General features: G+C 72.0%; 22 protein-coding genes and 1 tRNA gene. 13 read left to right on the forward strand and 10 right to left on the reverse strand.

Features of this window, described 5'->3' with window-relative positions:
• Positions 1–245, reverse strand: a 245-nt coding sequence (locus tag ACFV0Q_RS20540; RefSeq protein WP_385007317.1) for a TetR/AcrR family transcriptional regulator, incomplete at its 3' end; no start/stop codon positions are given.
• A gap of 129 nt (positions 246–374) precedes the next feature.
• Here ACFV0Q_RS20540 and ACFV0Q_RS20545 point away from each other — a divergent pair.
• The 8 genes from ACFV0Q_RS20545 (at position 375) to ACFV0Q_RS20580 (ending at position 8868) form a co-directional block, all read left to right on the forward strand.
• Positions 375–2057 carry an amidohydrolase gene (locus ACFV0Q_RS20545; protein ID WP_385007319.1) on the forward strand — a complete coding sequence of 561 codons (1683 nt, stop codon included), beginning with the start codon at positions 375–377 and terminating at the stop codon, positions 2055–2057.
• Between the two features lie 200 nt (positions 2058–2257).
• Positions 2258–3871: an ABC transporter substrate-binding protein gene (locus ACFV0Q_RS20550; RefSeq protein ID WP_385007321.1), complete on the forward strand. Its 1614-nt coding sequence runs from the start codon at positions 2258–2260 to the stop codon at positions 3869–3871.
• Entirely contained in the window at positions 3868–4854 is a 987-nt protein-coding gene (locus ACFV0Q_RS20555; RefSeq protein WP_385007323.1) for an ABC transporter permease, read from the forward strand. Before ACFV0Q_RS20550 ends, ACFV0Q_RS20555 begins: the two co-directional genes overlap by 4 nt.
• Complete coding sequence (locus ACFV0Q_RS20560; RefSeq protein WP_385007325.1) at positions 4851–5741, forward strand: ABC transporter permease; 891 nt, start codon at positions 4851–4853, stop codon at positions 5739–5741. Before ACFV0Q_RS20555 ends, ACFV0Q_RS20560 begins: the two co-directional genes overlap by 4 nt.
• Positions 5738–6736 carry an ABC transporter ATP-binding protein gene (locus ACFV0Q_RS20565; RefSeq protein WP_385007327.1) on the forward strand — a complete coding sequence of 333 codons (999 nt, stop codon included), beginning with the start codon at positions 5738–5740 and terminating at the stop codon, positions 6734–6736. Before ACFV0Q_RS20560 ends, ACFV0Q_RS20565 begins: the two co-directional genes overlap by 4 nt.
• Positions 6733–7587 (forward strand): ATP-binding cassette domain-containing protein, encoded by an 855-nt coding sequence (locus ACFV0Q_RS20570; RefSeq protein WP_385007329.1) that lies wholly within the window; start codon positions 6733–6735, stop codon positions 7585–7587. Before ACFV0Q_RS20565 ends, ACFV0Q_RS20570 begins: the two co-directional genes overlap by 4 nt.
• 74 nt (positions 7588–7661) lie before the next feature.
• Entirely contained in the window at positions 7662–8021 is a 360-nt protein-coding gene (locus tag ACFV0Q_RS20575; protein WP_385007331.1) for a DUF6204 family protein, read from the forward strand.
• A 199-nt stretch (positions 8022–8220) separates the two neighbouring features.
• Positions 8221–8868 carry a DUF4328 domain-containing protein gene (locus ACFV0Q_RS20580; protein WP_385007334.1) on the forward strand — a complete coding sequence of 216 codons (648 nt, stop codon included), beginning with the start codon at positions 8221–8223 and terminating at the stop codon, positions 8866–8868.
• A 4-nt stretch (positions 8869–8872) separates the two neighbouring features.
• Here the strand turns inward: ACFV0Q_RS20580 and ACFV0Q_RS20585 are convergent, their stop codons facing one another.
• The 3 genes from ACFV0Q_RS20585 to ACFV0Q_RS20595 all read right to left on the reverse strand — a co-directional run bounded on the left by ACFV0Q_RS20585 (position 8873) and on the right by ACFV0Q_RS20595 (position 10744).
• Positions 8873–9625, reverse strand: a complete 753-nt coding sequence (locus ACFV0Q_RS20585) for a carbonic anhydrase (RefSeq protein ID WP_385007336.1) — start codon at positions 9623–9625, stop codon at positions 8873–8875.
• Between the two features lie 129 nt (positions 9626–9754).
• On the reverse strand, positions 9755–9988 hold the full coding sequence (locus ACFV0Q_RS20590) for a DUF6296 family protein (RefSeq protein WP_385007338.1): 234 nt from the start codon (positions 9986–9988) through the stop codon (positions 9755–9757).
• A 111-nt stretch (positions 9989–10099) separates the two neighbouring features.
• Entirely contained in the window at positions 10100–10744 is a 645-nt protein-coding gene (locus ACFV0Q_RS20595; RefSeq protein ID WP_385007340.1) for a hypothetical protein, read from the reverse strand.
• A gap of 167 nt (positions 10745–10911) precedes the next feature.
• On the opposite strand from ACFV0Q_RS20595, the gene ACFV0Q_RS20600 reads away from it, so the two are divergent.
• Positions 10912–11556, forward strand: a complete 645-nt coding sequence (locus tag ACFV0Q_RS20600) for a MerR family transcriptional regulator (RefSeq protein WP_385007342.1) — start codon at positions 10912–10914, stop codon at positions 11554–11556.
• Here the strand turns inward: ACFV0Q_RS20600 and cynR are convergent.
• Positions 11541–12476, reverse strand: coding sequence for a transcriptional regulator CynR (gene cynR / locus ACFV0Q_RS20605; protein WP_385007361.1), 936 nt, complete (start codon positions 12474–12476; stop codon positions 11541–11543). The genes ACFV0Q_RS20600 and cynR overlap by 16 nt on opposite strands.
• 124 nt (positions 12477–12600) lie before the next feature.
• Here cynR and ACFV0Q_RS20610 point away from each other — a divergent pair, with 124 nt between their 5' ends.
• The 3 genes from ACFV0Q_RS20610 to ACFV0Q_RS20620 all read left to right on the forward strand — a co-directional run bounded on the left by ACFV0Q_RS20610 (position 12601) and on the right by ACFV0Q_RS20620 (position 15070).
• On the forward strand, positions 12601–13206 hold the full coding sequence (locus tag ACFV0Q_RS20610; RefSeq protein WP_385007344.1) for a carbonic anhydrase: 606 nt from the start codon (positions 12601–12603) through the stop codon (positions 13204–13206).
• Between the two features lie 49 nt (positions 13207–13255).
• Positions 13256–13726 carry a cyanase gene (gene cynS / locus ACFV0Q_RS20615; protein ID WP_385007347.1) on the forward strand — a complete coding sequence of 157 codons (471 nt, stop codon included), beginning with the start codon at positions 13256–13258 and terminating at the stop codon, positions 13724–13726.
• Between the two features lie 105 nt (positions 13727–13831).
• The gene (locus tag ACFV0Q_RS20620; RefSeq protein ID WP_385007349.1) at positions 13832–15070 is read left to right on the forward strand and encodes an MFS transporter; all 1239 of its coding nucleotides are present in this window, start codon (positions 13832–13834) and stop codon (positions 15068–15070) included.
• A 47-nt stretch (positions 15071–15117) separates the two neighbouring features.
• Here the strand turns inward: ACFV0Q_RS20620 and ACFV0Q_RS20625 are convergent.
• The 5 genes from ACFV0Q_RS20625 to ACFV0Q_RS20645 all read right to left on the reverse strand — a co-directional run bounded on the left by ACFV0Q_RS20625 (position 15118) and on the right by ACFV0Q_RS20645 (position 19774).
• Positions 15118–15191, reverse strand: a tRNA-Met gene (locus ACFV0Q_RS20625).
• A gap of 158 nt (positions 15192–15349) precedes the next feature.
• Positions 15350–17497 (reverse strand): xanthine dehydrogenase family protein molybdopterin-binding subunit, encoded by a 2148-nt coding sequence (locus ACFV0Q_RS20630; RefSeq protein ID WP_385007351.1) that lies wholly within the window; start codon positions 17495–17497, stop codon positions 15350–15352.
• On the reverse strand, positions 17497–18471 hold the full coding sequence (locus ACFV0Q_RS20635) for an FAD binding domain-containing protein (protein WP_385007353.1): 975 nt from the start codon (positions 18469–18471) through the stop codon (positions 17497–17499). The genes ACFV0Q_RS20630 and ACFV0Q_RS20635 overlap by 1 nt, the downstream gene beginning before the upstream one ends.
• A 4-nt stretch (positions 18472–18475) precedes the next feature.
• On the reverse strand, positions 18476–19069 hold the full coding sequence (locus ACFV0Q_RS20640) for a (2Fe-2S)-binding protein (RefSeq protein ID WP_385007355.1): 594 nt from the start codon (positions 19067–19069) through the stop codon (positions 18476–18478).
• 129 nt (positions 19070–19198) lie between these two features.
• On the reverse strand, positions 19199–19774 hold the full coding sequence (locus tag ACFV0Q_RS20645; protein WP_385007357.1) for a TetR family transcriptional regulator: 576 nt from the start codon (positions 19772–19774) through the stop codon (positions 19199–19201).
• A gap of 129 nt (positions 19775–19903) precedes the next feature.
• On the opposite strand from ACFV0Q_RS20645, the gene ACFV0Q_RS20650 reads away from it, so the two are divergent.
• Positions 19904–21154: an NAD(P)/FAD-dependent oxidoreductase gene (locus ACFV0Q_RS20650; RefSeq protein WP_385007359.1), complete on the forward strand. Its 1251-nt coding sequence runs from the start codon at positions 19904–19906 to the stop codon at positions 21152–21154.
• The last annotated feature ends 183 nt before the right edge of the window (positions 21155–21337 follow it).

Below are 21337 nucleotides of genomic sequence, written 5' to 3' on the forward strand. Positions count from 1 at the left end.
GGGATGCTGTCGAGGACCTCGCCGAGGGTGCGGTCGGCGACGGACAGCAGCAGTTCGTCCTTGTCGCGGAAGTGCCGGTAGATCGCCGTCGGGTCGGCGCCGAGCTCCTCGCCGAGGCGGCGGACCGTGAACGCGTCCGCGCTGCCGCGCGCCGCGATGCGCAGGCTCGCTTCGATGATCGCGTCCGGCGTGAGCTGGCTGCCGGCGCGCTTGGACCGGGTGGGTGTGTCGGGTGACTTCGGCATGGTGCGGCCAGTGTAACGATGTGGAACAGAGGCAGCGCAACACCGTTGACAACATTGTTGCGCTCCCGTTCACTCCTCCTCAACGAACACGCCGTGCGGGCCTGGCCCGCCGAGCCGGAGGAAGTGCCGATGGACCGGAACAGGCAGCGGGCGGACACCGTATTCGTCGGGGGGAAGGTGTTCACCGGTACCTCCGACGCCCCGGTCGAGGCGGCCGTCGCCGTCGGGGGAGGCCGGATCCTCGCCGTCGCCGACGAGAGCGACGTACGCCTCCTCGTGGACGCGGCCACCGAGGTCGTCGACCTCGCGGGCGGGCTGCTCGTCCCCGGATTCCAGGACGCCCACGTCCACCCGGCCGTGGCCGGGGTGCAGATGCTCGGCTGCGACCTGAGCGCGGAGCACTCCGTCGACGGCTACCTGGCCGTGGTGGCCGCCTACGCCGCGGCCCACCCCGAGGCGCCCTGGATCCGCGGCGGCGGCTGGTCGATGGACGTCTTCCCCGGCGGCACCCCCACCCGGGCCATGCTCGACGCCGTGGTCCCGGACCGGCCCGTGCTGCTCGGCAACCGCGACGGCCACGGCGCCTGGGTCAACACCCGGGCCCTGCGCCTCGCGGGCGTCGACGCGCACACCCCCGACCCCGTGGACGGGCGGATCGAGCGGGAGCCGGACGGAGCCCCCGCCGGCACCCTCCAGGAGGGCGCCGTGGACCTGGTCGCCCGGCACGTGCCGATCGCCACCGCCGACGAGGCGCACGCCGGACTCCTCGCCGCGCAGGAGCACCTCTTCTCCCTCGGCGTGACCAGCTGGCAGGACGCCATGATCGGCTCCTTCCCCGGCAACCCCGACAACTTCGACGTCTACCTCCGCGCCGCCCGCGAGGGCTCGCTGCGGGCCCGTGTGGTCGGCGCCCTGTGGTGGGACCGCGAGCGCGGCCTGGAGCAGATCCCCGAACTGGAGGAACGCCGCCGCACGGGACGGGCGGGCCGCTTCAACGCCACCAGCGTGAAGATCATGCAGGACGGCATCGCCGAGAACTTCACGGCCGGCATGCTGGAGCCCTACCTCGACGGCTGCGGCTGCGCCACCGGGAACTCCGGGCTCAGCTTCATCGATCCCGAGCTGCTCCGCGACGCGGTACGGCTCCTCGACGGCTCCGGCTTCCAGCTCCACTTCCACGCGCTCGGCGACCGCGCGGTCCGGGAGGTCCTCGACGCCCTCGAAGCGGCCCGCGCGGCCAACGGCGCCAACGACAACCGCCACCACCTCGCCCACCTCCAGGTCGTCCACCCCGACGACATCCCCCGCTTCGCCCGGGTGGGCGCCGCCGCGAACATCCAGGCGCTGTGGGCCGCGCACGAACCGCAGATGGACGAGCTCACCATCCCCTTCCTCGGCCCCGAACGCGCCGCCCTCCAGTACCCGTTCGGAGACCTCAAGCGGGCCGGGGCCCGGCTGGTCGCCGGCAGCGACTGGTCCGTGAGCAGCCCCAACCCGCTGTGGGGCATCCACGTCGCCGTCAACCGCATCGCCCCCGACGAAAACACCGGGGCCCACGGCGCCGGCGAGCCCGTCGCCCCCTTCTTCCCCGAACAGGCCCTGACCCTCGCCGAGGCCCTGACCGCCTACACCGCCGGCAGCGCCTGGGCGAACCACCTCGACGCGGTCACCGGCACCGTCGAGGAGGGCAAGTACGCGGACCTCGTCGTCCTCGACCGGAACCCCTTCGACCTCCCCGCCGCGGAGATCGCCGAGACCCGGGTGAGCCGTACGTACATCGACGGCGAACAGGTCTACGCCGCCAAGGACTGAGCGCCGGTCCCCACCGGCGACGCCACCGCAGTGACCGGCCGGGCCGCCACCGGCCGGGCCAGCACCCCGCACCTCAGCAAGCTCACCCCTCACGGAGGCAGACGATGCCATCAGCCCGATCGAGAGCGACCCGGCCCGCGAGCAGCACCCGTAACGCACACACCGCACGCACCATCCGAACCGCGCGCATCCGGCACGCCGTGGCCGCGGGCCTCGCCGCGGCCGCCGTACTCGTCACCAGCGCGTGCAGCGGTACGGCCTCCCCCGCGAAGGGCGACGGCGCCGGCTACCGGATCACCGACCGGACCCCCGCCCCCGCCGGGAACCTGGACTCCTTCACCTGGTCCACCTTCGCCGAGCCCGCCAGCATCGACTACGCCCAGTCCTTCGACTACCCGCCCAACCAGATCCTCGCCAACGTCTGCGAGAGCCTGCTGCGCTGGAACCCCGACCTCACGACCTCCCCGAACCTCGCGGCCTCGTACAGCAACCCCACCCCCACCACCTGGGTCTACCGGATCCGTCCCGGCGTGCGCTTCCACGACGGGACCCCGCTCACCGCCGACGACGTCGTCGCCTCGCTGCGCCGCAACCTCGACCCGGCCACCGGCAGCGTCTGGGCCTACCCCTTCAGGAACGTCAAGTCGGTGGACCGCAGCGGGGAGATGGAGGTCACCGTCACCCTCAACCAGCCCGACTCCACCTTCAACCAGTACCTGGCCGCCTCCCCCGGCACGGTCGAGTCCGCCGCCACCCTCGCCAAGGCCGGCAAGGACTACGGGAACCCGCAGACCGGCGTCAACTGCACCGGCCCCTTCTCCTTCGGCTCCTGGACCTCCGGCCAGTCCCTCACCCTCAAGCGCAACGACGCCTACTGGAACCCGGAATTGAAGGCAAAGTCGGGCGAAGTGAAGTTCGTCTTCCTCGCCGACGCCACCACCCGCGTCAACGCCTTCCAGTCCGGCGAGGTGGACGGCGGCTGGATGGTCCCGCCGAACGCCTACGCCCAACTGGGCTCCACCCAGGCCGGAAACCTCTACTTCGGCCGCAACACCACGGTCGCCGACGAGGTCGTCGGCAACCTCAAGGGCCCCCTCGGCGACGCCCGCGTACGGCAGGCCCTGCTCATGGCCATCGACCGCAAGGGCATCGTCAAGGCCGGAGCCGGCGGGGCCGGAGAGGTCGCCGACTCGCTCGTCACCGACAACCTCTGGAGCGGAGCGCCCGACGCCACCCGCGACGCCCTCCTCAAGGACCTGCCGAAGTACCCCTACGACCCGGCCAAGGCCAAGGCGCTCGCCGCCGAAGCCGGAGTGTCCGGCCAGAAGGTCGTGATCGCGACCAGCCCCCTGGACTCGCAGACCACGATCATCACCCAGGCCGTCGCCCAGGCCGCCACGGCCATCGGCCTCAAGCCGCAGATCGACAGCATCTCCGCCGAGAAGTACACCGCCCTGTTCACCGACCCGGCCGCCCGCGAGGGCGTCGACCTCTTCCTCACCTTCTGGTACACCTCCATCACCGACCCGCTGGACATGTACGCCTCCCTGCGCACCGGCGCGTTCAGCAACTACGGCGGCTGGTCCGACCCCGCCTTCGACGCGGCCATCGACCGGGCCATAGACACCTACGACCCCGCCGGGCACGCGGCCGCCAACGCCGAGGCCCAGCGCATCGCCCTGCGCGAACTGCCCTGGCTGCCCCTGTACACCCAGCCCGTGAGCGTCTTCCTGGGCAAGCGGATCACCGGCGTCCAGCCGTCCATCGCCTACCTCTACTACCCGTGGGCCGCCGAGATCGGGGCGAAGGGATGACGGACAAAGCCGCGGGCACGGCGGCACTCGCCCGGGCCGGCCGGGTCCTGCGCCGACTGGCGGGCATGGCCGCGACCCTGCTGGTCACCTCCTTCCTGGTGTTCTCCTCCCTCTACCTGGCGCCCGGCGACCCCGCCTCCTTCCTGGTGCGCGGCCGCAGCCCCAGCCCCGAACAGCTCGCCGAACTCCGCCACCAGTACGGCTTCGACCAGCCCTTCCTGCTGCGGTACTGGCACTGGCTCGAAGGCGTCCTGCGGGGCGACTTCGGCCGCTCCCACCTCTTTCACCAGGACGTCTCCGCCGTCATCTGGTCCCGGCTGCCCTCCTCCCTCCTCCTCGTCTCCACCGCGGCCCTGATGATCGCCGTCGTGGGCGTCGGCGCGGGCATCGTCGGAGCGCTGCGGCGCGGCTCGCGCACCGACCGGACCCTGATGCTGCTGGTCACGGTCGGGGCGGCCGCACCCGCCTTCGTCGTCGCCCTGCTCCTGCGCTCCCTCCTCGGCGTCCGCCTCGGCTGGTTCCCGACCATCGGCAACGGCAGCGGGGCATTCGACCGGCTGCACCACGTCGTCCTCCCGGCCGTGGCGCTGTCCGTGACCTTCATGGCGCTGGTGACCCGGGTGACCCGCTCGGCGATGCTCGACGAACTGCGCCGCGAACACGTCGAGGTCGCCCTCAGCCGGGGGACACCCCGCCGGACCGTGATCCGCCGGCACGTCCTGCGCAACGCGCTCGGCCCCATCGTCACCGTCTCCGCGCTCCTCGTCTCGGGCATGCTCGTCAGCACCGCGATCGTCGAGACCGCCTTCGGCATGTCGGGCGTGGGGTCCCTCCTCGTCCAGAGCGTCGACCAGCTGGACTTCCAGGTCGTCCAGGCGATCGTGCTGCTGGTCGTGGCCGCCTTCGTCGTGGTCAACGCCCTCGTCGACCTCCTCCACCCGCTGATCGACCCGCGCACCGCCGCGGCGGGGAGCGCCCGATGACCCCTCACACCCCTGACAGCGCAGTCGCCTCCGTGCGCCTCCTGCGTCCCGCCCGTCTCACCCGGCTACGGGCCCTCGGCGGCAGCCCGCTCCAGCGGATCTGCCTGCTCCTGCTGGCCCTGTTCGTCCTGATCGCCCTCCTGGCGCCCTGGCTGGCACCCCAGGACCCCACCTTCGGCAGCCTCGGCGACACCCTCCTGGGCCCCGGCGCCGGGCACTGGCTGGGCACCGACCAGGGCGGCCACGACACCCTCTCGGCGCTCCTCGTCGGCACCCGGACCAGCCTGGCCGGACCGCTCGCCGTCGTGGTCTTCTCCACCGTCCTCGGCGTAGCCGTCGGCCTGTTCACCGCCTGGCGCGGCGGCTGGGCCGACGCCCTCGCCGGCCGGGTCCTCGACGTGATGTTCGCCTTCCCCGCCCTGCTGCTGGCGATCCTCGCCGTCGCCCTCTTCGGCAAGGGCATGACCGCCCCCGTACTGGCCATGTCCATCGCGTACATGCCGTACACCGCACGCCTCGTACGCGGCCTCGCCCTCCAGGAGAAGGCCCGCCCCTACACCGCCGCCTACACCGTCCAGGGCCACTCCGCCCTGTTCGTCACGGTGCGCCGGGTCCTTCCGAACATCGCTCCGACCCTGCTCGCCCAGTCGACGGTGAACTTCGGATACGCGCTGCTCGACCTCGCCGCCCTCTCCTTCCTCGGCCTCGGCGTCCAGCCGCCGACGCCCGACTGGGGCGCCATGATCAACCAGGGTCAGGCCGCCGTCCTCCAGGGACAGCCGCTGTCCGCGATCGTCCCGGCCGTGGCGGTCGTCGTCGTGGTCGTCGCCTTCACCGTCGTCGGCGAGAGCCTCGGCGACAAGCTCGCCGGAAGGGACTCCCGATGACACTGCTCCGGTACGAGGACCTCAGCGTCACGCTGCCCTCCATGGCCCGCCCGATCCTCGACGGCATCAGCCTCACCGTCGACGCCGGAGAAGCCGTCGCCCTCGTCGGCGAATCCGGCTCCGGCAAATCGGTCACCGCCCGCGCCGCCCTCGGCCTGTTCCCCGAGGGCGCCCGGACCACCGGCCGGGTCAGCGTCGAAGGCACCGACCTCGTCGGCGCCGGTCCCGCGAGCCTGCGCGAGGTACGCACCGCCAAGGCGGCGATGATCTACCAGGACCCCCGCGCCGCCATCAACCCGGTGCGCCGCGTCGGGGACTTCCTCACCGAATCCCTGCGCCTGGTCCACGGCCGGCCCAAGGACCGCGCCCGCGCCCGCGCCGCCGAACTCCTCGACGCGGTCGGCCTCCCCGACCCCGTCCGCCACCTGGACCAGTACCCGCACCAGCTCTCCGGCGGCATGCTCCAGCGCGTCGTGATCGCCGCCGCGCTGACCGCCGAACCCCGCCTGCTGCTGTGCGACGAGCCCACCACCGCCCTCGACGTCAGCACCCAGGCCGAGATCCTCGCCGTCCTCGGCCGGCTCCGCCGCGAACGCGGCCTGGGCCTGCTCCTCATCACCCACGACATCGAACTCGCCGCCTCCGTCAGCGACCGGATCTACGTGATGTACGCGGGCCGCATCGTCGAGACCGCCCCCGTCGCCGAGCTCTTCCACGCGCCCCGGCACCCCTACACCGCCGGACTGGTGGGGTCCTCCCCGCCGCTGGACGGCAGAGCGCCCGAGCGGCTCGTCCCCATCCCCGGCGCCCCCATGGGCCTGCTCGAATCCGCCCCCGGCTGCGCCTTCGCCGCCCGCTGCCGCTTCGCCGAACCCGGCCGCTGCGACCAGTCGCCGCCCCCGCTGCGGGAGTTCGGCCCGGCCGCCGTCGCCTGCCACCGGGCCGGCGAACTCGACCTCACCCCGCACCGGCACACGAACCAGGAGGTCAGGTGACGACCACCGGACAGCCCCCGCTCCTCCAGGTCGACGGCCTGCGCAAGACCTACCGGACCCGCGCGGCGGAGGTCGTCGCCGTCGACGGCCTCTCCTTCACCCTGCGCCACGGCGGCGCCCTCGGCATCGTCGGCGAATCCGGCTCCGGCAAGACCACCACCGCCCGCATGCTGATCGGCCTCGAACGCCCCGACGCGGGGGAGATCCTCGTCCAGGGCCGGCCCCTGGCCGCCTCCGTACGCGGCAAGGCGGCCCGGCTGGCCCGTGCCAAAGCCGTCCAGATCGTCTTCCAGGACCCCTACCTCTCGCTCGACGCCCGGATCACCATCGGCGCCACCCTCGACGGCGTCCTCCGGCTGCACGGATCCCGCGACCCGGCCGCGCGCGCCGCCCGGGTCCGGGAACTCCTCGCCCAGGTCGGACTCGGCGACCGGGAGGCGGCCGCCCTGCCCCGCCACCTCTCCGGCGGGCAGCGCCAGCGCGCCGCGATCGCCAGGGCCCTGGCCGTCGAACCGGCCGTCCTCGTCCTCGACGAAGCCGTGTCCGCCCTCGACGTGTCGGTGCAGGCCCAGGTCCTCAACCTGCTCGCCGACATCCGGCGCGACACCGGCATCGGCCTGGTCTTCGTCAGCCACGACCTGGCGGTGGTCCGCTACGTCTGCGACGAGGCCCTGGTCATGTACCGCGGCCGGACCATGGAACACCGGCCCGTCGCCGACCTGCTCGGCGCGCCGCAGCACCCGTACACCCGGCTGCTGCTGGCCTCCGTCCCCCGGCCGGGCTGGGACCCCGACTCCATCAGCCGCCGGCGTCGCGCCCTCGACCCCCTCGAAGACCCGGCCCGCGCGTGAACCCGTACGCCCCGTCCGCCCGGCCCGCGGAAAACCCGGTGCGCGGGCCGGGCGGGGCGCTCTACGGTGGCGGGATGAGCACCCGCACCTTCCGCATCACCGTCCGCGGTTTCTTCGACGGCCTCACCGCCGAACAGCACGCCGAACTGACCGCGGCCGCCCCCGAGCACGACGTGCTGCGGGCCTCCTTCACGGCCGAGGGGAACCTCACCTACGAACTGGCCGCCCGGAACTCCTTCGCCTTCCGGTTCCTCGACTCGGGGGAGGCCGAGGAGGACATCCTCGACGCCACCGCCCGCGCCGAACTGGCCGCCGAGAGCCGGCTCACGGAACGCGGCTACGGCTTCAAGCGCCTGCGCTCCACCGCCGAGGACCTCTCCCTGGCCAAGCAGAGCAAGCGCCAGCGCCAGGCCGCGAACCGCGCCAACGCCTGACCGCCCGGGGACCGTTGCCCGACCACGTCCCGCCGCAGGGCTCCGACCTGCGCGGACGTGATGGACGGACCGGCCCCGGCCAGCGTATGTTCCCCCAGCGCGCCCACTGCGGCGAGCGGTTTCCTTCTCTGTTCCGCCTGCCCGTGGGGGGTCCTTCGTCATGTCCGTGTCCAGTCGGCCGAGACCGCGTCCGTCTCTGTTGGCCGTTTCCCCGGGCGTGCCGCGCGCCCTCGTGGCCGCGGTGGTGGCGCTGCTGGCGGCGGTCGCGCTGACAGACCTCCTCGCCGTCTACGCCGAGGCGCGGACGTACGCGCTGACCGAGGGGGACGGCGGCTTCGCCTTCGCCCCCATGGACGTGCTGGATCCCGCGGACGCCCTCTCCCGCAAGGTGGGGGTCCTCCACGACATGGCCTTCAGCCTGTGTGCCGTCGTCTTCGTCGCCTGGTTCCACCGGATCCGCCGCTGCGCCGGGGCATTCGCGCCGAACGGCTTCACCTCGGGTCCCGGCTGGGCGATCGGCGCGTGGCTCGTTCCGCTGGCGAACCTCTGGAGGCCGTTCCGGATCGCCGTCGAGATGTGGACGGCCTGCGTGCGGCCGCCAGAGGGCTCGGGGGAGCCGGTGAAGGTGTCGTTCTGGCCGGTGAACCTGTGGTGGGGGCTGTTCGTCCTGACGGGGCTGGCCAACCTGTACACCGGCCGGCTCCACGACCGGGCCGAGAACCTCGTGGAGCTCAAGGACGCCCTGTTCCAGGTGATGCTCGCCGACGCCGTGGACGTGGTGGCGGCCGCGGCCGCGATCCACTTCGTCGTCCGGCTGTCGGCCGGGCTGCGGCGGCGGGCGGCCTGAGGGGTCAGACGGGGGCGCCCGTGAGGATCTCCACCTTGCCGGTGTCGAGGGAGTAGTAGCCGCCGACCACCGCCAGGGCGCCCTCCTTCACCATGGGGGCGAGGTCCGCGTTGGTGCGCAGGTCGTCGGCCGTCAGGGTGACCTGGGCGCGGATCATCCGGTCGACCGGGTCCGGGCCGCCCTCCCGGACCGTCTGCTCGTACGCGGGCCGCAGGGCCTTCCCGATGGCGTCGAGGTTCCCGGGCAGAGGCTTTCCGTCGCGTGCCGCCTTGTACGCGGCGTCGATGGCGCCGCAGCGCTGGTGCCCGAGCACGAAGATCAGCGGGGTGCTGCTGGTGACCGGCCCGTACTCCACGGAGCCGGTGACCACCGGGCCGACCGTCTGTCCGCCCGTACGCAGGACGTACAGGTCGCCGAGCCCGGTGTCGAAGACCAGCTCCGGCGGCACGCGGGAGTCGATGCAGGACAGGACCACCCCGTACGGCTCCTGCGTCTGGGCGACCTGCTGGCGCCGGGTGGGGTCGCGGTCGGGGTGCTGGAGGGCTCCGCTCACCCAGCGCAGGTTGCCCTCCATCAGCCGTGCGTACGCCCCGGCGGGGGTGCTCGGCCGGGGGTTCGGGGCGGCGGCCTCGGGCCGGGGCCCGCGGCCCGCCCCCGGTGGGGAGCCCGCGGCCGAGCAGGCCGTCAGGACGCCCGCGGCGAGGGTGAGGCCGCCCGCCAGCAGGGCCGTACGACGCGGTGCTCCTGGGCTGTCCATCGCTGGTTCCTCCCGGTACGCGGCTACGTCCTGGCGACTATCGGACGCGACCCGGGTGATCCGGCCGCAGGCACGAGCGGCGGCCGCCCGCTTTACCACCGTCGGCCCACAGCGCGAGCGAGCGGCCCGTCACCGGTCGGGCAGCGGGCGGGCCGCCACCGGTTGCTCGGGGACCTGGTGGCCGCCCGAGGGCATCATGCGCACCTCGCCCCGGTCGCTGATCTCCGCCCGGACGATGCCGCTCGCGTCGGCGTAGACCGGGTGGCCGCCCGGTCCCGACGCGTCGGTGCGGTCGACCACCACGATGTCCTCGCCCGTCCCGCTCGCGGCGGGGAAGGCCAGCTCGTACCGTCTGACGCTCATGCACGCACTCCCGTCGCTGCCCGCCCCCCTCACGCCTCCCATCGTGGGCCGCCCCGGGCCGCCGCGCGCGTCGGCCTTGCCCGCGCGTCGCGGTCGCGTGCGTCCGGTGGGCTAGGCGGCGCTCGTGCAGATCACGTCGTATGGGCGGCCCACCGACAGGGTCAGCTCCATCGGCTCGGTCGTCCCCGCGGGGCACTGTTCCTTCTCCTTGACGAGGTCGAGCACCTTGAAGGCGCTCGATCCGGCGGAGGAGCAGGCCACCTCCTGGGCCGACGCGGAGATGCAGTCGCCCTTCACCAGCTGCCCGCCGCCGGCGCCCGGGTCGCCGGGGTGGTCGCCGGACAGGTTGCGTCCGCAGACGGTGTGCGTGGGGATCCCGCTGTTCTTCTTGTCCTTGGAGGAGGAGCCGTAGGACACCGAGACGCGGATCATCAGGTCCGTCCCGGCCGGGCACTGGATGGAGCCGGGCAGGATCCCCGCCGGTGCGATCTCCAGGGCCTTGAAGGTGGCCCCGTGGCTGTCGCAGTCGAGCCTGCGGTACGAGTCGGGTCCGTTGGCGGAGTCGGGGCCGCCGCAGGTGCCGACCTCCCACGTTCCGCTCCCGCTGTCCTTCGAGGACGAGCCGGAGGAGGGCGTGCAGGCGGCCAGCCCGAGGGCGACGGACAGGCCGAGGGCCGCCACGAGGGCGACCGTCCCGGTGGTCCTGCCCCTGCGCGCGGGGGCGTCGTCGGGCGGGGTGGTGCCGTGCTGAACCATGATGCTCCTTGTCGCTGCGGTGCGTTCGGTACTTCGGGTACGGGAGGCCGGTGCGCGAAGCGGTCGGCGGCGCGGCGGCGACCGCTTCTCCTTGGACTCCCGGTACTGGACCACGTGGTACGTGCGCGTGGTTAGATAGTGACGCTCTCCAAGGAAAGGCACAAGAGATGCGGCTGGCGGAGTTGAGCGAGCGCAGTGGTGTCTCCACCGCGACCATCAAGTACTACCTGCGCGAAGGCCTGTTGTCGCCGGGGCGCCGGATCAGCGCGACGACGGCCGACTACGACGAGACGCACCTGCGGCGGCTGCGCCTGGTGCGCACGCTGATCCAGGTCGGAGGGGTGTCGGTGGCGGCGGCGCGCGAGGTGCTGAAGCACGTCGACGACGACTCGCTGGGCCGGACGATCCGGCTGGGCGCCGCCCTGTGGGCGCTGCCCCACGTACCGGAACCGGACGACGCGGACGAGGACGTGGCCGCCGCCCGCGGCGAGGTGGACCGGTTGCTGGAGATGCTGGGCTGGTCCACCGCCCGGGAACTCGCCACGCTCTCCCCGGACCACGGCTCCCTGGTGACGGCCGTGGCCTCCCTCATCCGCCTCGGGTATCCCTGGGACGCGGAGATGCTGGCGCCCTACGCCCGCCTCATGCACCAAGTCGCCGTCCGCGACCTCGACTTCGTGGAGGCCTACCCCTCGGAGTCAGAGAAGGTGGAGGCGGCGGTCGCGGCCGCCGTCCTCCTGGAGCCGATCATGAGGGCACTGCACCGCCTGGCCCAGGAGGAGGAGTCGGTCCGCCGCTACGGCCTCTCCTGATCCGGCGGCCCCGCCGCGGGCGGGGCGTAGCCGCGGGTGGTGGCCACAGTCGCGGCCAGGGTGGTGAAGGCGCGGGCGGCGGCGCTCAGGTAGCCGCCGTCGCGGCGCAGCAGGCTCACCGTGCGCGGGGGGAGCGGCGGGGTCAGGCGGACCCGGGCCAGGCGGGGGTGGTCGTCGGTGACGGCGTCGGGCAGGACGGTGGCCAGGGCGGTCCGCTGGACGAGCTCGGTCAGCGCCTGCACGGAGTTGGCCTCCACCGCGATGCGCGGCCGGACGCCGTGCACGGCCAGGTAGCCGTCGATATGCGTGCGGGTAGCGAAGTCTCCGCTGAGCAACGCCAGTTGACGGTCCGCCAGCGCCGCGACCGGCAGGGGGTCCGCCGTCGGACCGTCCTCGGCGGCGACGGAGACCACCAGGCCGAGGGTCTCGGTGAACAGACCGGTCGCCGCGATGCCCGGCAGGTGGACCCCGTGGAAGGCGATGCCGAGGTCGGTGTCGTCGGCCAGCAGGGCGGCTTCGATCCGGTCCTGGGGCATCTCCCGGACCTCCACGGTGATGGCGGGATGGGCCTCGTGGAGGGCGGCCAGGAGCGGTCCGAGGAGGTAGGCGGTGAAGGTGGGGGTGAGGGCCAGGCGCAGATGGCCCCGGGTGAGGTCGGCGAGGTCGTGCACCGCCCGCTCGGCCGCCGCGAGGTCGCGCAGCGCCCGGCGCGCGTGCTCCACGTACACCGCGCCGGCGTCGGTGAGGCGCACCGAGCGGCCGCCGCGGTCCAGGAGCTGCACCCCCACCGTCCGCTCCAGCTGCTTGATCTGCTGGGACAGGGTGGGCTGGGAGATCCGCAGCTCCTCGGCGGCGCGGGTGAAGTTGTGGTGCTCGGCGACCGCGAGCAGGTAGCGCAGGTGACGCAGTTCCAGGGCCATGACCCAACTATAGATGGCATCGATGGCAGGCATCGATTATAGGTCTTGGACACTATGAGGCCAGGTCATGCATGGTGGAACACGTCAGCCCCACGGGGTGGATCCCAGAAGAACGGGAGTGACCATGCACGACCTCACCGAGGGCGTCGAGCGTTTCCGGCACGACGTCTTCCCCGCCAAGGCGGAGCTCTTCGCGGAGCTCGCCGCGCACCACCGCCCGACGGCCCTGTTCATCGGCTGCTCCGACGCCCGCGTGGTGCCCGAGCTGATCACCCAGAGCGAGCCGGGCGAGCTGTTCGTCATCCGCACCGCGGGCAACCTCGTCCCCGCCCACGCCCCGGGCCCGGACGGGGTCGCGGCCAGCGTCGAGTACGCCGTCGCCGTCCTCGGCGTCACCGACATCGTGGTGTGCGGGCACTCCGCCTGCGGTGCGATGACCGCGCTCGCCGAGGGCCACGACCTCAGCGCCGCCCCGGCGGTCGCCGGCTGGCTCCGGCACGCCGAGGCCTCCCTGGCCCGTACGGCCCCGGCCGGAGGCGCGCCGTACGCCCTGGAAGCGCTGGTACGGGAGAACGTACGGGCCCAGCTGGCGAACCTCGCCACCCACCCCTCGGTGGCCCGTGCCCTCGCCGAGCAGGCCGTCGTCCTGCACGGCTGGGTCTACGACATCCCCTCGGGCGCCGTCGAACGGCTCGACACCGCGGGCCGCCGCGTCACCCTCGCGGCCTGAAACCCCTGAACGCCTCCACCCCGCTTCCCCCTTCGAAAGGAACCCTCCCATGGTGCACGCCCAGTTCGCCCCCGCCGTCCGTGAGCAGATCGCGAGCGCGGCGGTCGAGGCCAAGGTCCGCAAGAACCTGACCTGGCAGCAGATCGCCGACGTCACCGGCCTGTCCGTGGCCTTCGTCACCGCCGCCGTCCTCGGCCAGCACCCGCTGCCCGAGCCCGCCGCGAAGGCCGTCGCCGAACTCCTCGACCTGGACGAGGACGCCGCGATGTGGCTGCGGACCATCCCCACCCGGGGCTCCATCCCGGGCTCCCTCCCCACCGACCCGACGATCTACCGCTTCCACGAGATGCTCCAGGTCTACGGCACCACCCTCAAGGCCCTGGTCCACGAGGAGTTCGGCGACGGCATCATCAGTGCCATCAACTTCCGGCTGGACGTCAAGAAGGTCGCCGACCCCGACGGCGGCGAGCGGGCCGTGATCACCCTCGACGGCAAGTACCTCCCGACCAAGCCCTTCTGACCCCACGCGACATCGGCTGTCCAAAGGGACATTGCGTGACGCAAACGGCGGGGCGGTCGGTGAAACGTTGCCGACCCTCCCGCCGTGCGGGCTAAGATCGTCCGAATGGTTCTACAGGGGTCCTTCTCGGCGCTTCGCCACAAGCCTTTCCGGCTATTTCTTCTGGCTCGCCTCGTATCGATGAGCGGATCCGCCATGGCGCCCGTGGCGCTCGCGTTCGCGGTTCTCGGAGTCGACCGGAGTCCGACATCCCTGGCGGTCGTTCTCGCCAGCAACACCGCTCCGCAGTTCCTGCTGCTCCTTGCCGGAGGAGTGATCGCCGACAGGTTCTCGCGCCAGCGGGTGATCGTGATCGGAAATCTGGTCCCGGCCCTGACCCAGGGCTGCGTCGCACTGCTCGTGGCTTCCGGAGCGGCCACAACGGGCCGGATCGCGTTCTTCGCGGCCCTGGCCGGCTGTGCGTCGGCATTGACCCAACCCGCCATGAACAGCCTCCTGCCGCACATCGTCGACGCCACTGAGCTGCAGGAAGCCAACGCTCTCATGCGGCTGCCCAGCAATCTCATCCGCATCGTGGCACCCGCGCTCGGCGGCGTCCTGGTCGCGCTCGTCGGCCCCGCACTGACCCTGGGATGGGATGCCGCGAGCTTCGCCATCGCCGCCCTGCTCTGCAGCCGCCTCGACGTCGCCGGGCCGGCCAGAGCCGCGACATCGCCATTCCAGGATTTCAAAGACGGGTGGAGGGAATTCTCCGGAGCGTTCTGGATCTGGTCCTACACGCTTTCCGGGATGCTGGTCGTCGCCCTATGGCTCGGCGGATACCAGCTCCTCGGACCCGTCATTGCGGAGAAGGGAGATCTCGGTGCCGCGGCGTGGGGGATCGTCCAAGGCGCATTCGCGGGCGGATTGTTCATCGGCGGAATCATTTCGCTCCAATGGAAACCGTCCAGGATCATGGTCGTATGCGTGTGCGCCAACATTCCCCTGGCATTCCCCCTCCTCGCGCTCGCCTGGGACGCCCCGCTCGCGCTCGTGGCCTTCACCGCCGTGCTCGCCGGCATCGGCCTCGACGTCGCCATCGTGTGCTGGCACACGGCCACCCAGGAGCAGCTGCCCGCTGAAGTGCTCGGGCGGGTCAGCTCCTACAACGCGGCCGGCGAGCTGATGACCGTCCCCCTGGGCTACCTGGTCGTCGGAGCCGCCGCCACCTTCCTCGGCACTCCCACCGTGCTCCTGTGGAGTGCCGTCCTGATGAGCGCGGCCAACCTCGTACTGCTCGCGGCACCCGGCGTGTGGGCCGTACGCCGGCTCTCCTCGGGCGAGCCCGCACCGGTCAAGGTCTGATACGCGCAAGGGCCCGGATCCTTGAGGATCCGGGCCCTTGCGTTCAGTAGCGGGGACAGGATTTGAACCTGCGACCTCTGGGTTATGAGCCCAGCGAGCTACCGAGCTGCTCCACCCCGCGTCGGTAAACCCCACTCTACGGCACCTCGGGACCACCCTTGACCAGCGGGCTCGGGCCGGCGCGCTCGTCCTGTCGTGCAGCCCACCCGCTGAAGGGTGCTCGCTCGACGCCGGTCACATTCTGTGGATCATGATGGATACGGCGGAGTTCCGTGTAGGTCAAAGCAGTGCCTCAGGGCGGATCGGCAGGTCCGTCAGGCGTTTGCCCGTCGCGTTGAACACCGCGTTGCCGATGGCGGGGGCCACCCCGACGATGGTGATCTCACCGAGTCCCTTCACGCCGATCGGATCGGCCTGCGGGTCCTCGGTGTTGATGAAGGCGGCGTCGAGGTCGGGGACGTCCGCGTTCACCGGCACGAGATAGTCGGCGAGGCTCGCGTTGACGATGCGGCCGTCGCGGTGGTCGGTGACGGTGCCTTCGAGGAGGGCCATTCCGATGCCGCCGACCATGCCGCCGATGGCCTGGCCGTGGGCGAGTTTGGGGTTGATCACCCGCCCTACGTCGTACGCCGCGAAGATGCGCCGTACGCGGACGAGGCCCAGCAGGGGATCGACGGAGACCTCGGCGAAGACGGCTCCGTAGCCGTAGGTGGAGATCCTTGAATCGGCGTCACCCGGGCCCCAGCTGCCAGTGGTTTCGAGGCTGGGCAGACCGGCGCGGCGCAGGATGTCCCGGTAGCTGTCCCGGGCTCCTCCGCCGGCGGCCGACAGGTAGCTGTCGCGGTCGTGCACGTCCGCCGGATTCGCGCCGTGGAGAGGTGAGTCGGGGTCGGCCACCGCCCTGCGGATGAACTCCGCCTTCAGTGCGTTGCAGGTGGTGTGCACGGCCGAGCCCACGCTCGCCATGGTGCAGGCCGCCGCGTGCAGGGGCGCGGTGGGGTAGCTGGAGTCGCCCAGCCTGAAGGTGACCGCCGAGGCGGGCAGCCCCAGGGCGTCCGCGGCGACCTGCATGACCGAGGTGGTGGTGCCGGGGCCCATGTCTCCGGCGGCCGCGAAGACCTCGGCTGTGCCGTCGGCGTTGATCCGGGCCCGTGCGCTGGAGTCGCGTCGGTTGTTGTGGTAACCGGCGGTGGCCATCCCCATGCCGATGAGCAGGTCGCCGTCCGTGCGCGAGCCCGGCTTGGCGTGCCTCCGGGACCAGCCGAAGCGGCGTGCGCCGGTGTCGTAGCACTCGCGCAACTTCCGTGTGGAGAAGGGGAGCCGGGAGACCTCGTCCCGGGTCGGCTCGTTGCGCAGCCGCAACTCGACGGGATCTAGGGCCAGTTCGTGTGCGAGCTGGTCCATGGCGGTTTCCAGGGCGAAGGAGCCGAGCACCACGCCAGGCCCTCGCATGGAGGACGGAGAGTGGACGTCGACGGGCGTGACCCGGTAGGCGGTACGGGTGTTGGGGACGCCGTAGAGGAACTGCGGCAGGTCGGTCAGGCCGTCCGTGTAGGTCTGGTAGCGCGCGTTCTCGATACGGACGTCGTAGGCGAGTGCGCTGACGCGCCCGGCCGTACTGCTGCCGAGGGCGATCCGGTGCCGGCTGGCCGGCCGGAACCCCGTGCCGTAATAGAACTGACGCCTTGTCAGCACCACCTTGACGGGCCTGTCGACCTCGCGCGCGGCGAACGCGGCCAGGATGACGTGGTCGTAGGTCTGGATTCCGCTGCCGAACCCTCCGCCCACGAACTCGTTGTGTACGCGGACGTCGCCGACGGCGATGCCGAGCGCGCCGGCCACCGTGCGCGCCGCGCCCTGTGACCACTGGGTCTTGTCCCAGAGCGTCAGTCGTCCGTCCTGCCAGCGGGCGATGGTCGAGGGCAGTTCGATCGGGTTGTGGTTCTCGCGGGCGCTGGTGAGTTCCAGGTCCACCTTCACCTGCGCCGAACCCAGCGCGCCCGCCGGGTCGCCCCGGCTGTAGTCGGGCTCGTCGTCGGGTGTCTGCGACGGGGCGTCCGGATCGTCGAAGTCGGTGACCGCGTCCTGCCGTTCGTAGGTCGCTTCGACCAGCGAGGCGCCATGGGTCGCCGCCTCCAGGGTCTGCGCGACGACGACCGCGATGGGCTGGCCGTAGAAGACGAGTCGATCGACCGGGTGGGCCAGCCGCAGCCCGCCGAAGCCGGTCAGGACGCGCAGGACGCCCGGGTGGCCGAGCGCCGCGTCCACCGAGATGCGGCTCACCGTGCCGCGGGCTGCCGTCCCGTTGACGATCACGCCGTACAACAGGTCTTCGACACGGTGCTCGGCCGAGTAGGTGGCCGCGCCGGTCACCTTGCGGCGGGCGTCGACGCGGGAGAGCGGCTGCCCGACGACGGTGGTCGCCATCACCGTCCTCCGATCGTCATGAGCTGGCGGCGTACGGTCCGTTCGACCAGTCGCACCTTGAAGGCGTTCTCGGACAGCGGTACGGCGCCCTCGGTCGCGAGGGCCGCGGCATCCGTCCACGTCCGGCGCCCCGGCCGCTTGCCGACGAGCGCCTCCTCCACCTTGGGCAGCCGCCACGGAACGGTCGCCACACCGCCGACGGCCACCCTGGCCCCCTGTACCACGCCGTCCCTGATGTCCAGCGCCACCGCCGCGGACGCGAGGGCGAACTCGTACGACTGCCTGTCGCGGACCTTCAGATAACCCGAGCGGCGCGTGTGCGCTCCCGTGGGGACGGTCAGGGAGGTGATGAGTTCGCCCGGCCGGAGAGAGTGCTCGTTCTGGGGCGTGTCCCCTGGGCGGAGGAAGAAGTCCTGGACCGGGATGGAGCGGGTGCCGTCGAGGCTCCGAACCTGGATCACGGCGTCCAGCGCCACGAGGGCGACTGCCAGGTCGGAGGGGTGAGTCGCCACGCAGTGGGTGCTGGTCCCCAGGATCGCCTGCATGCGGTTGTCACCGTGCCGGGCATCGCAACCCGAGCCCGGTTTGCGGCGGTTGCACGCGGAGTGGACGTCCCGGAAGTACGGACAGCGGGGCCGCTGCATGATGTTGCCCCCGATGGAGGCCATGTTGCGCAGCTGGGCCGAGGCGCCGAGTTCGAGGGCCTGCGAGAGGAGGGGGTACGTCGTGCGCACCTCCGGATGCGCGGCGAGCTCGCTCATCCGGACCAGGGAACCGACGTGCAGCCCTTGCCGGGTGACGGTGATGTCCTTGTACGGCAGCCCGTTGATGTCGACCACGTGCGCGGGCCGCTCGACGGTTTCCCGCATGAGGTCGACCAGTGTGGTCCCGCCGGCGATGTAACGGCCGTCGCGGGCCCCGGCGTTGAGCGCGCCGGCGACGGTGGAGACTCGGCTGAAGGTGAAGGGGTACACGCGCTCATGCCTCCTTGGCCGTCTGCTCGATGGCGGAGACGATGTTCGTGTATGCCCCGCACCGGCACAGGTTGCCGCTCATCCACTCGCGGATCTCCTCCCGGGAGCCGGTGTGGCCCTCGGCGATGCAGGCGACGCCCGACATGACCTGCCCCGGCGTGCAATAGCCGCACTGAAGGCCGTCGTGGTCGATGAACGCCTGTTGTAGCGGGTGCAGTTGCTCGCCCCGGGCGAGCCCCTCGATCGTGGTGACGTGCGCGCCCTGGTGCATCACGGCGAAGGTGAGACAGGCGTTCACCCTCCGGTCGTCCACGAGCACCGTGCAGGCTCCGCAGGCGCCCTGGTCGCAGCCCTTCTTCGTGCCGGGGAGGTCCAGGTGCTCGCGGAGGAGGTCGAGGAGTGAGGTGCGGTTGTCGACCCGGGCGGTGCGCTGCTCGCCGTTGACCGTCAGGCGGACGGTGGAGAGCCGCTCGGCCGGCGCGGGTGTGGATGGGGGCAGGCGATCCGAGGTCAGCAGGGGCAGACCGGCCGCCGCGGTCGCCGCCACGACGAAGGTTCGTCGTTTGAGCGTGGTTGCTTCGTCGAACGTTTCCGGCATGCGCGATGCACCCTCCCGGTCGAACGGGTGGAATGTGATGACACCTGGTGTCATCGTAGCAGTGATGACACCAGGTGTCATGGCGACGGCAGCGGCAAGGAGAGGCGTGGCTGTGGCTGTACCTGTGGCTTACGGCGCGAGCGGGGCCGCGACCGCGGCCCTGAGCTCCTCCACGGATTCACGCAGCAGGGCGTGCAGGTCCTGTGTCTCCGGCCCCTCGATCCAGCATGCGCGCGCGGCTCTCCATGCGGCGGCACCCGCCGCGGCGGTCAGGAAGGCGGTCCGCGGCGCGACACCGCGCTCGCACAACGCCTCGGTCACGGCCGCGCTGGTCGCGGCGAACTTGGTCAGCTCCCGTTCCCGAAGCTCCGGGTTGGCCATGATGACGGCTCGGCGACGCCGGGCCTGCGCATGCCCCGTGTTCACCATGTCCACTGCGGCGCCGTACCCCTCCAGGACGACGGCGAGCGGCGAGAGGCCGGCCGGCGCGGCGGCCATGGCGTCGACGATCACCTGGTGGATCCGGGCCGAGAGCGGGAACAGCACTTCGCGCTTGTCGGGGAAGTGACGGAAGAACGTCCGCTTCGTCAGACCGGCCCGCTCGGCGATCTCGGCGACCATGGTGTCCTCGAAGCCGCGCTCCTCGTACAGCTCAAGCGCGGCCCGTGACAGTCGGCCCGCTGCGTCCGGCATCCATCGACCCATGTCACCCATCCTAGTGATGACACTGAATGTCATCGGATACGGCTCTACAGTTGGGCATGTTCCTGACAGGGATGGGGCGCTGCGCCACTCCCATGAACGGCACCACACTCCGAAGGGGGCGATCAGCGCATGACCAAGCCTGAGAGCGCGGGACACGACTACGACGTCGTCATCAGCGGCGCCAGCCTCGCCGGCAGTGCCGCGGCGATCCTGCTCGCTCGACGCGGTGTCCGCGTCGCACTGCTGGAACGCCGCTCGGACCCCGAAGCGTACAAGGTGCTCTGCACCCACTCCCTCACGGCCAACGCCTACCCGGTGCTGGACGAACTCGGCCTCGTTCCCGCTCTGGAGAAGGCGGGAGCCGTCCGCAACCAGGCCCGCTGGTACACCCGTTGGGGATGGATCGAGCCGAGGGCCGCGCCGGCGGGCCCCGAGCTGCCGTACGGGTACAACATCCGGCGCAGCACCCTCGATCCGTTGATCAGGTCCCGTGCGGCGCAGACCCCCGGCGTCGAGCTGCTCCTCGGTCACCAGGTGACCGGGCTGGTCCGGGAAGCCGGGCGCACCGTGGGGGTGCGCACCTCGACACCGCAGGGCGAGCGCGAGATCCGGGCCCGTCTGGTGGTCGGCGCCGATGGCAAGGACTCGGCCGTGGCGAAGTTCGCGGGGGTGCCCGGCCGGCTGCACGAGAACGGGCGGTTCGGCTATCTCGCCCACTTCCGCGATCTCCCGCTGCACGGCGGGATCAGCCACGCCTGGTTCCTCGAGCCCGACATGGCGTACGCGTTTCCCAACGACGACGGGGTGACGGTCGTCGCGGTGCTCCCGGACAAGAAGCGGCTGCCGGCCTTCCGGGAGGACCTGGAAGGCAGCTTCCTCGCGTTCGTCCGGGCCCTGCCCGAGGCGCCGCCCATCGACTCCGCCGAACGCATCACGAAGATCACCGGCACGGTCGACTACCCGCTGCACAGCCGCAAGCCGACCGCTCCGGGCGTCGCGCTCATCGGCGACGCCGCCCTGACCGGCGACCCCTTGTGGGGAGTGGGATGCGGGTGGGCCCTGCAGTCCGCGCAATGGCTGGCCGAAGCGGTCGCCGCGGCCGCGACCGGCCGGGGCGACCTCGACAAGTCGCTCGCGGTGTACGCGCGCAGACACCGGCGGCGGCTGAGCGGCCACCAGCGCATGGCCGCCGACTTCGCCACGTCCCGTCCGTTCAATGCCGGGGAGCGGCTGGTGTTCTCGGCGGCGGCGCGCGATGAAGCGGCGGCGCGGCACATGCACCTGTTCGCATCCCGCCTGATCGGTCCGCTGCGCTTCTTGAACCCCGTGGCACTGGCCAAGGCTTCGGCCGTCAACATCAGGCACCGCACGGGGTCGTGACCCGGGGCGGGGACGATGCCCGGGCAACTGTTCCCTCGACCCCTCCGCCCTCCGGCGGGCCCGCTCAGACGTCCGAGCGGGCGCCCAGGCAGGTCAGGGCGGCCGCCCAGAGGGCGGCCCCGCCCCCGGGGCCGGCCGGAAGGGCGGCGGGGGCGGAGTCCGGGGCGGGGGTGGCGGGGAGCG

The organism is Streptomyces sp. NPDC059564 (genome assembly GCF_042735575.1).
Lineage (GTDB): Bacteria > Actinomycetota > Actinomycetes > Streptomycetales > Streptomycetaceae > Streptomyces.

What these genes read in the sequence shown, in the direction of transcription:
- ACFV0Q_RS20545 (WP_385007319.1), top strand. Translation starts at nt 375, where the DNA reads ATGGACCGGAACAGGCAGCGGGCGGACACCGTATTCGTCGGGGGGAAG.
- ACFV0Q_RS20555 (WP_385007323.1), top strand. Translation starts at nt 3,868, where the DNA reads ATGACGGACAAAGCCGCGGGCACGGCGGCACTCGCCCGGGCCGGCCGG.
- ACFV0Q_RS20560 (WP_385007325.1), top strand. Translation starts at nt 4,851, where the DNA reads ATGACCCCTCACACCCCTGACAGCGCAGTCGCCTCCGTGCGCCTCCTG.
- ACFV0Q_RS20565 (WP_385007327.1), top strand. Translation starts at nt 5,738, where the DNA reads ATGACACTGCTCCGGTACGAGGACCTCAGCGTCACGCTGCCCTCCATG.
- ACFV0Q_RS20575 (WP_385007331.1), top strand. Translation starts at nt 7,662, where the DNA reads ATGAGCACCCGCACCTTCCGCATCACCGTCCGCGGTTTCTTCGACGGC.
- ACFV0Q_RS20585 (WP_385007336.1), bottom strand. Translation starts at nt 9,625, where the DNA reads ATGGACAGCCCAGGAGCACCGCGTCGTACGGCCCTGCTGGCGGGCGGC.
- ACFV0Q_RS20590 (WP_385007338.1), bottom strand. Translation starts at nt 9,988, where the DNA reads ATGAGCGTCAGACGGTACGAGCTGGCCTTCCCCGCCGCGAGCGGGACG.
- ACFV0Q_RS20595 (WP_385007340.1), bottom strand. Translation starts at nt 10,744, where the DNA reads ATGGTTCAGCACGGCACCACCCCGCCCGACGACGCCCCCGCGCGCAGG.
- ACFV0Q_RS20600 (WP_385007342.1), top strand. Translation starts at nt 10,912, where the DNA reads ATGCGGCTGGCGGAGTTGAGCGAGCGCAGTGGTGTCTCCACCGCGACC.
- cynR (WP_385007361.1), bottom strand. Translation starts at nt 12,476, where the DNA reads ATGGCCCTGGAACTGCGTCACCTGCGCTACCTGCTCGCGGTCGCCGAG.
- ACFV0Q_RS20610 (WP_385007344.1), top strand. Translation starts at nt 12,601, where the DNA reads ATGCACGACCTCACCGAGGGCGTCGAGCGTTTCCGGCACGACGTCTTC.
- cynS (WP_385007347.1), top strand. Translation starts at nt 13,256, where the DNA reads ATGGTGCACGCCCAGTTCGCCCCCGCCGTCCGTGAGCAGATCGCGAGC.
- ACFV0Q_RS20620 (WP_385007349.1), top strand. Translation starts at nt 13,832, where the DNA reads ATGGTTCTACAGGGGTCCTTCTCGGCGCTTCGCCACAAGCCTTTCCGG.
- ACFV0Q_RS20630 (WP_385007351.1), bottom strand. Translation starts at nt 17,497, where the DNA reads ATGGCGACCACCGTCGTCGGGCAGCCGCTCTCCCGCGTCGACGCCCGC.
- ACFV0Q_RS20640 (WP_385007355.1), bottom strand. Translation starts at nt 19,069, where the DNA reads ATGCCGGAAACGTTCGACGAAGCAACCACGCTCAAACGACGAACCTTC.
- ACFV0Q_RS20645 (WP_385007357.1), bottom strand. Translation starts at nt 19,774, where the DNA reads ATGGGTCGATGGATGCCGGACGCAGCGGGCCGACTGTCACGGGCCGCG.
- ACFV0Q_RS20650 (WP_385007359.1), top strand. Translation starts at nt 19,904, where the DNA reads ATGACCAAGCCTGAGAGCGCGGGACACGACTACGACGTCGTCATCAGC.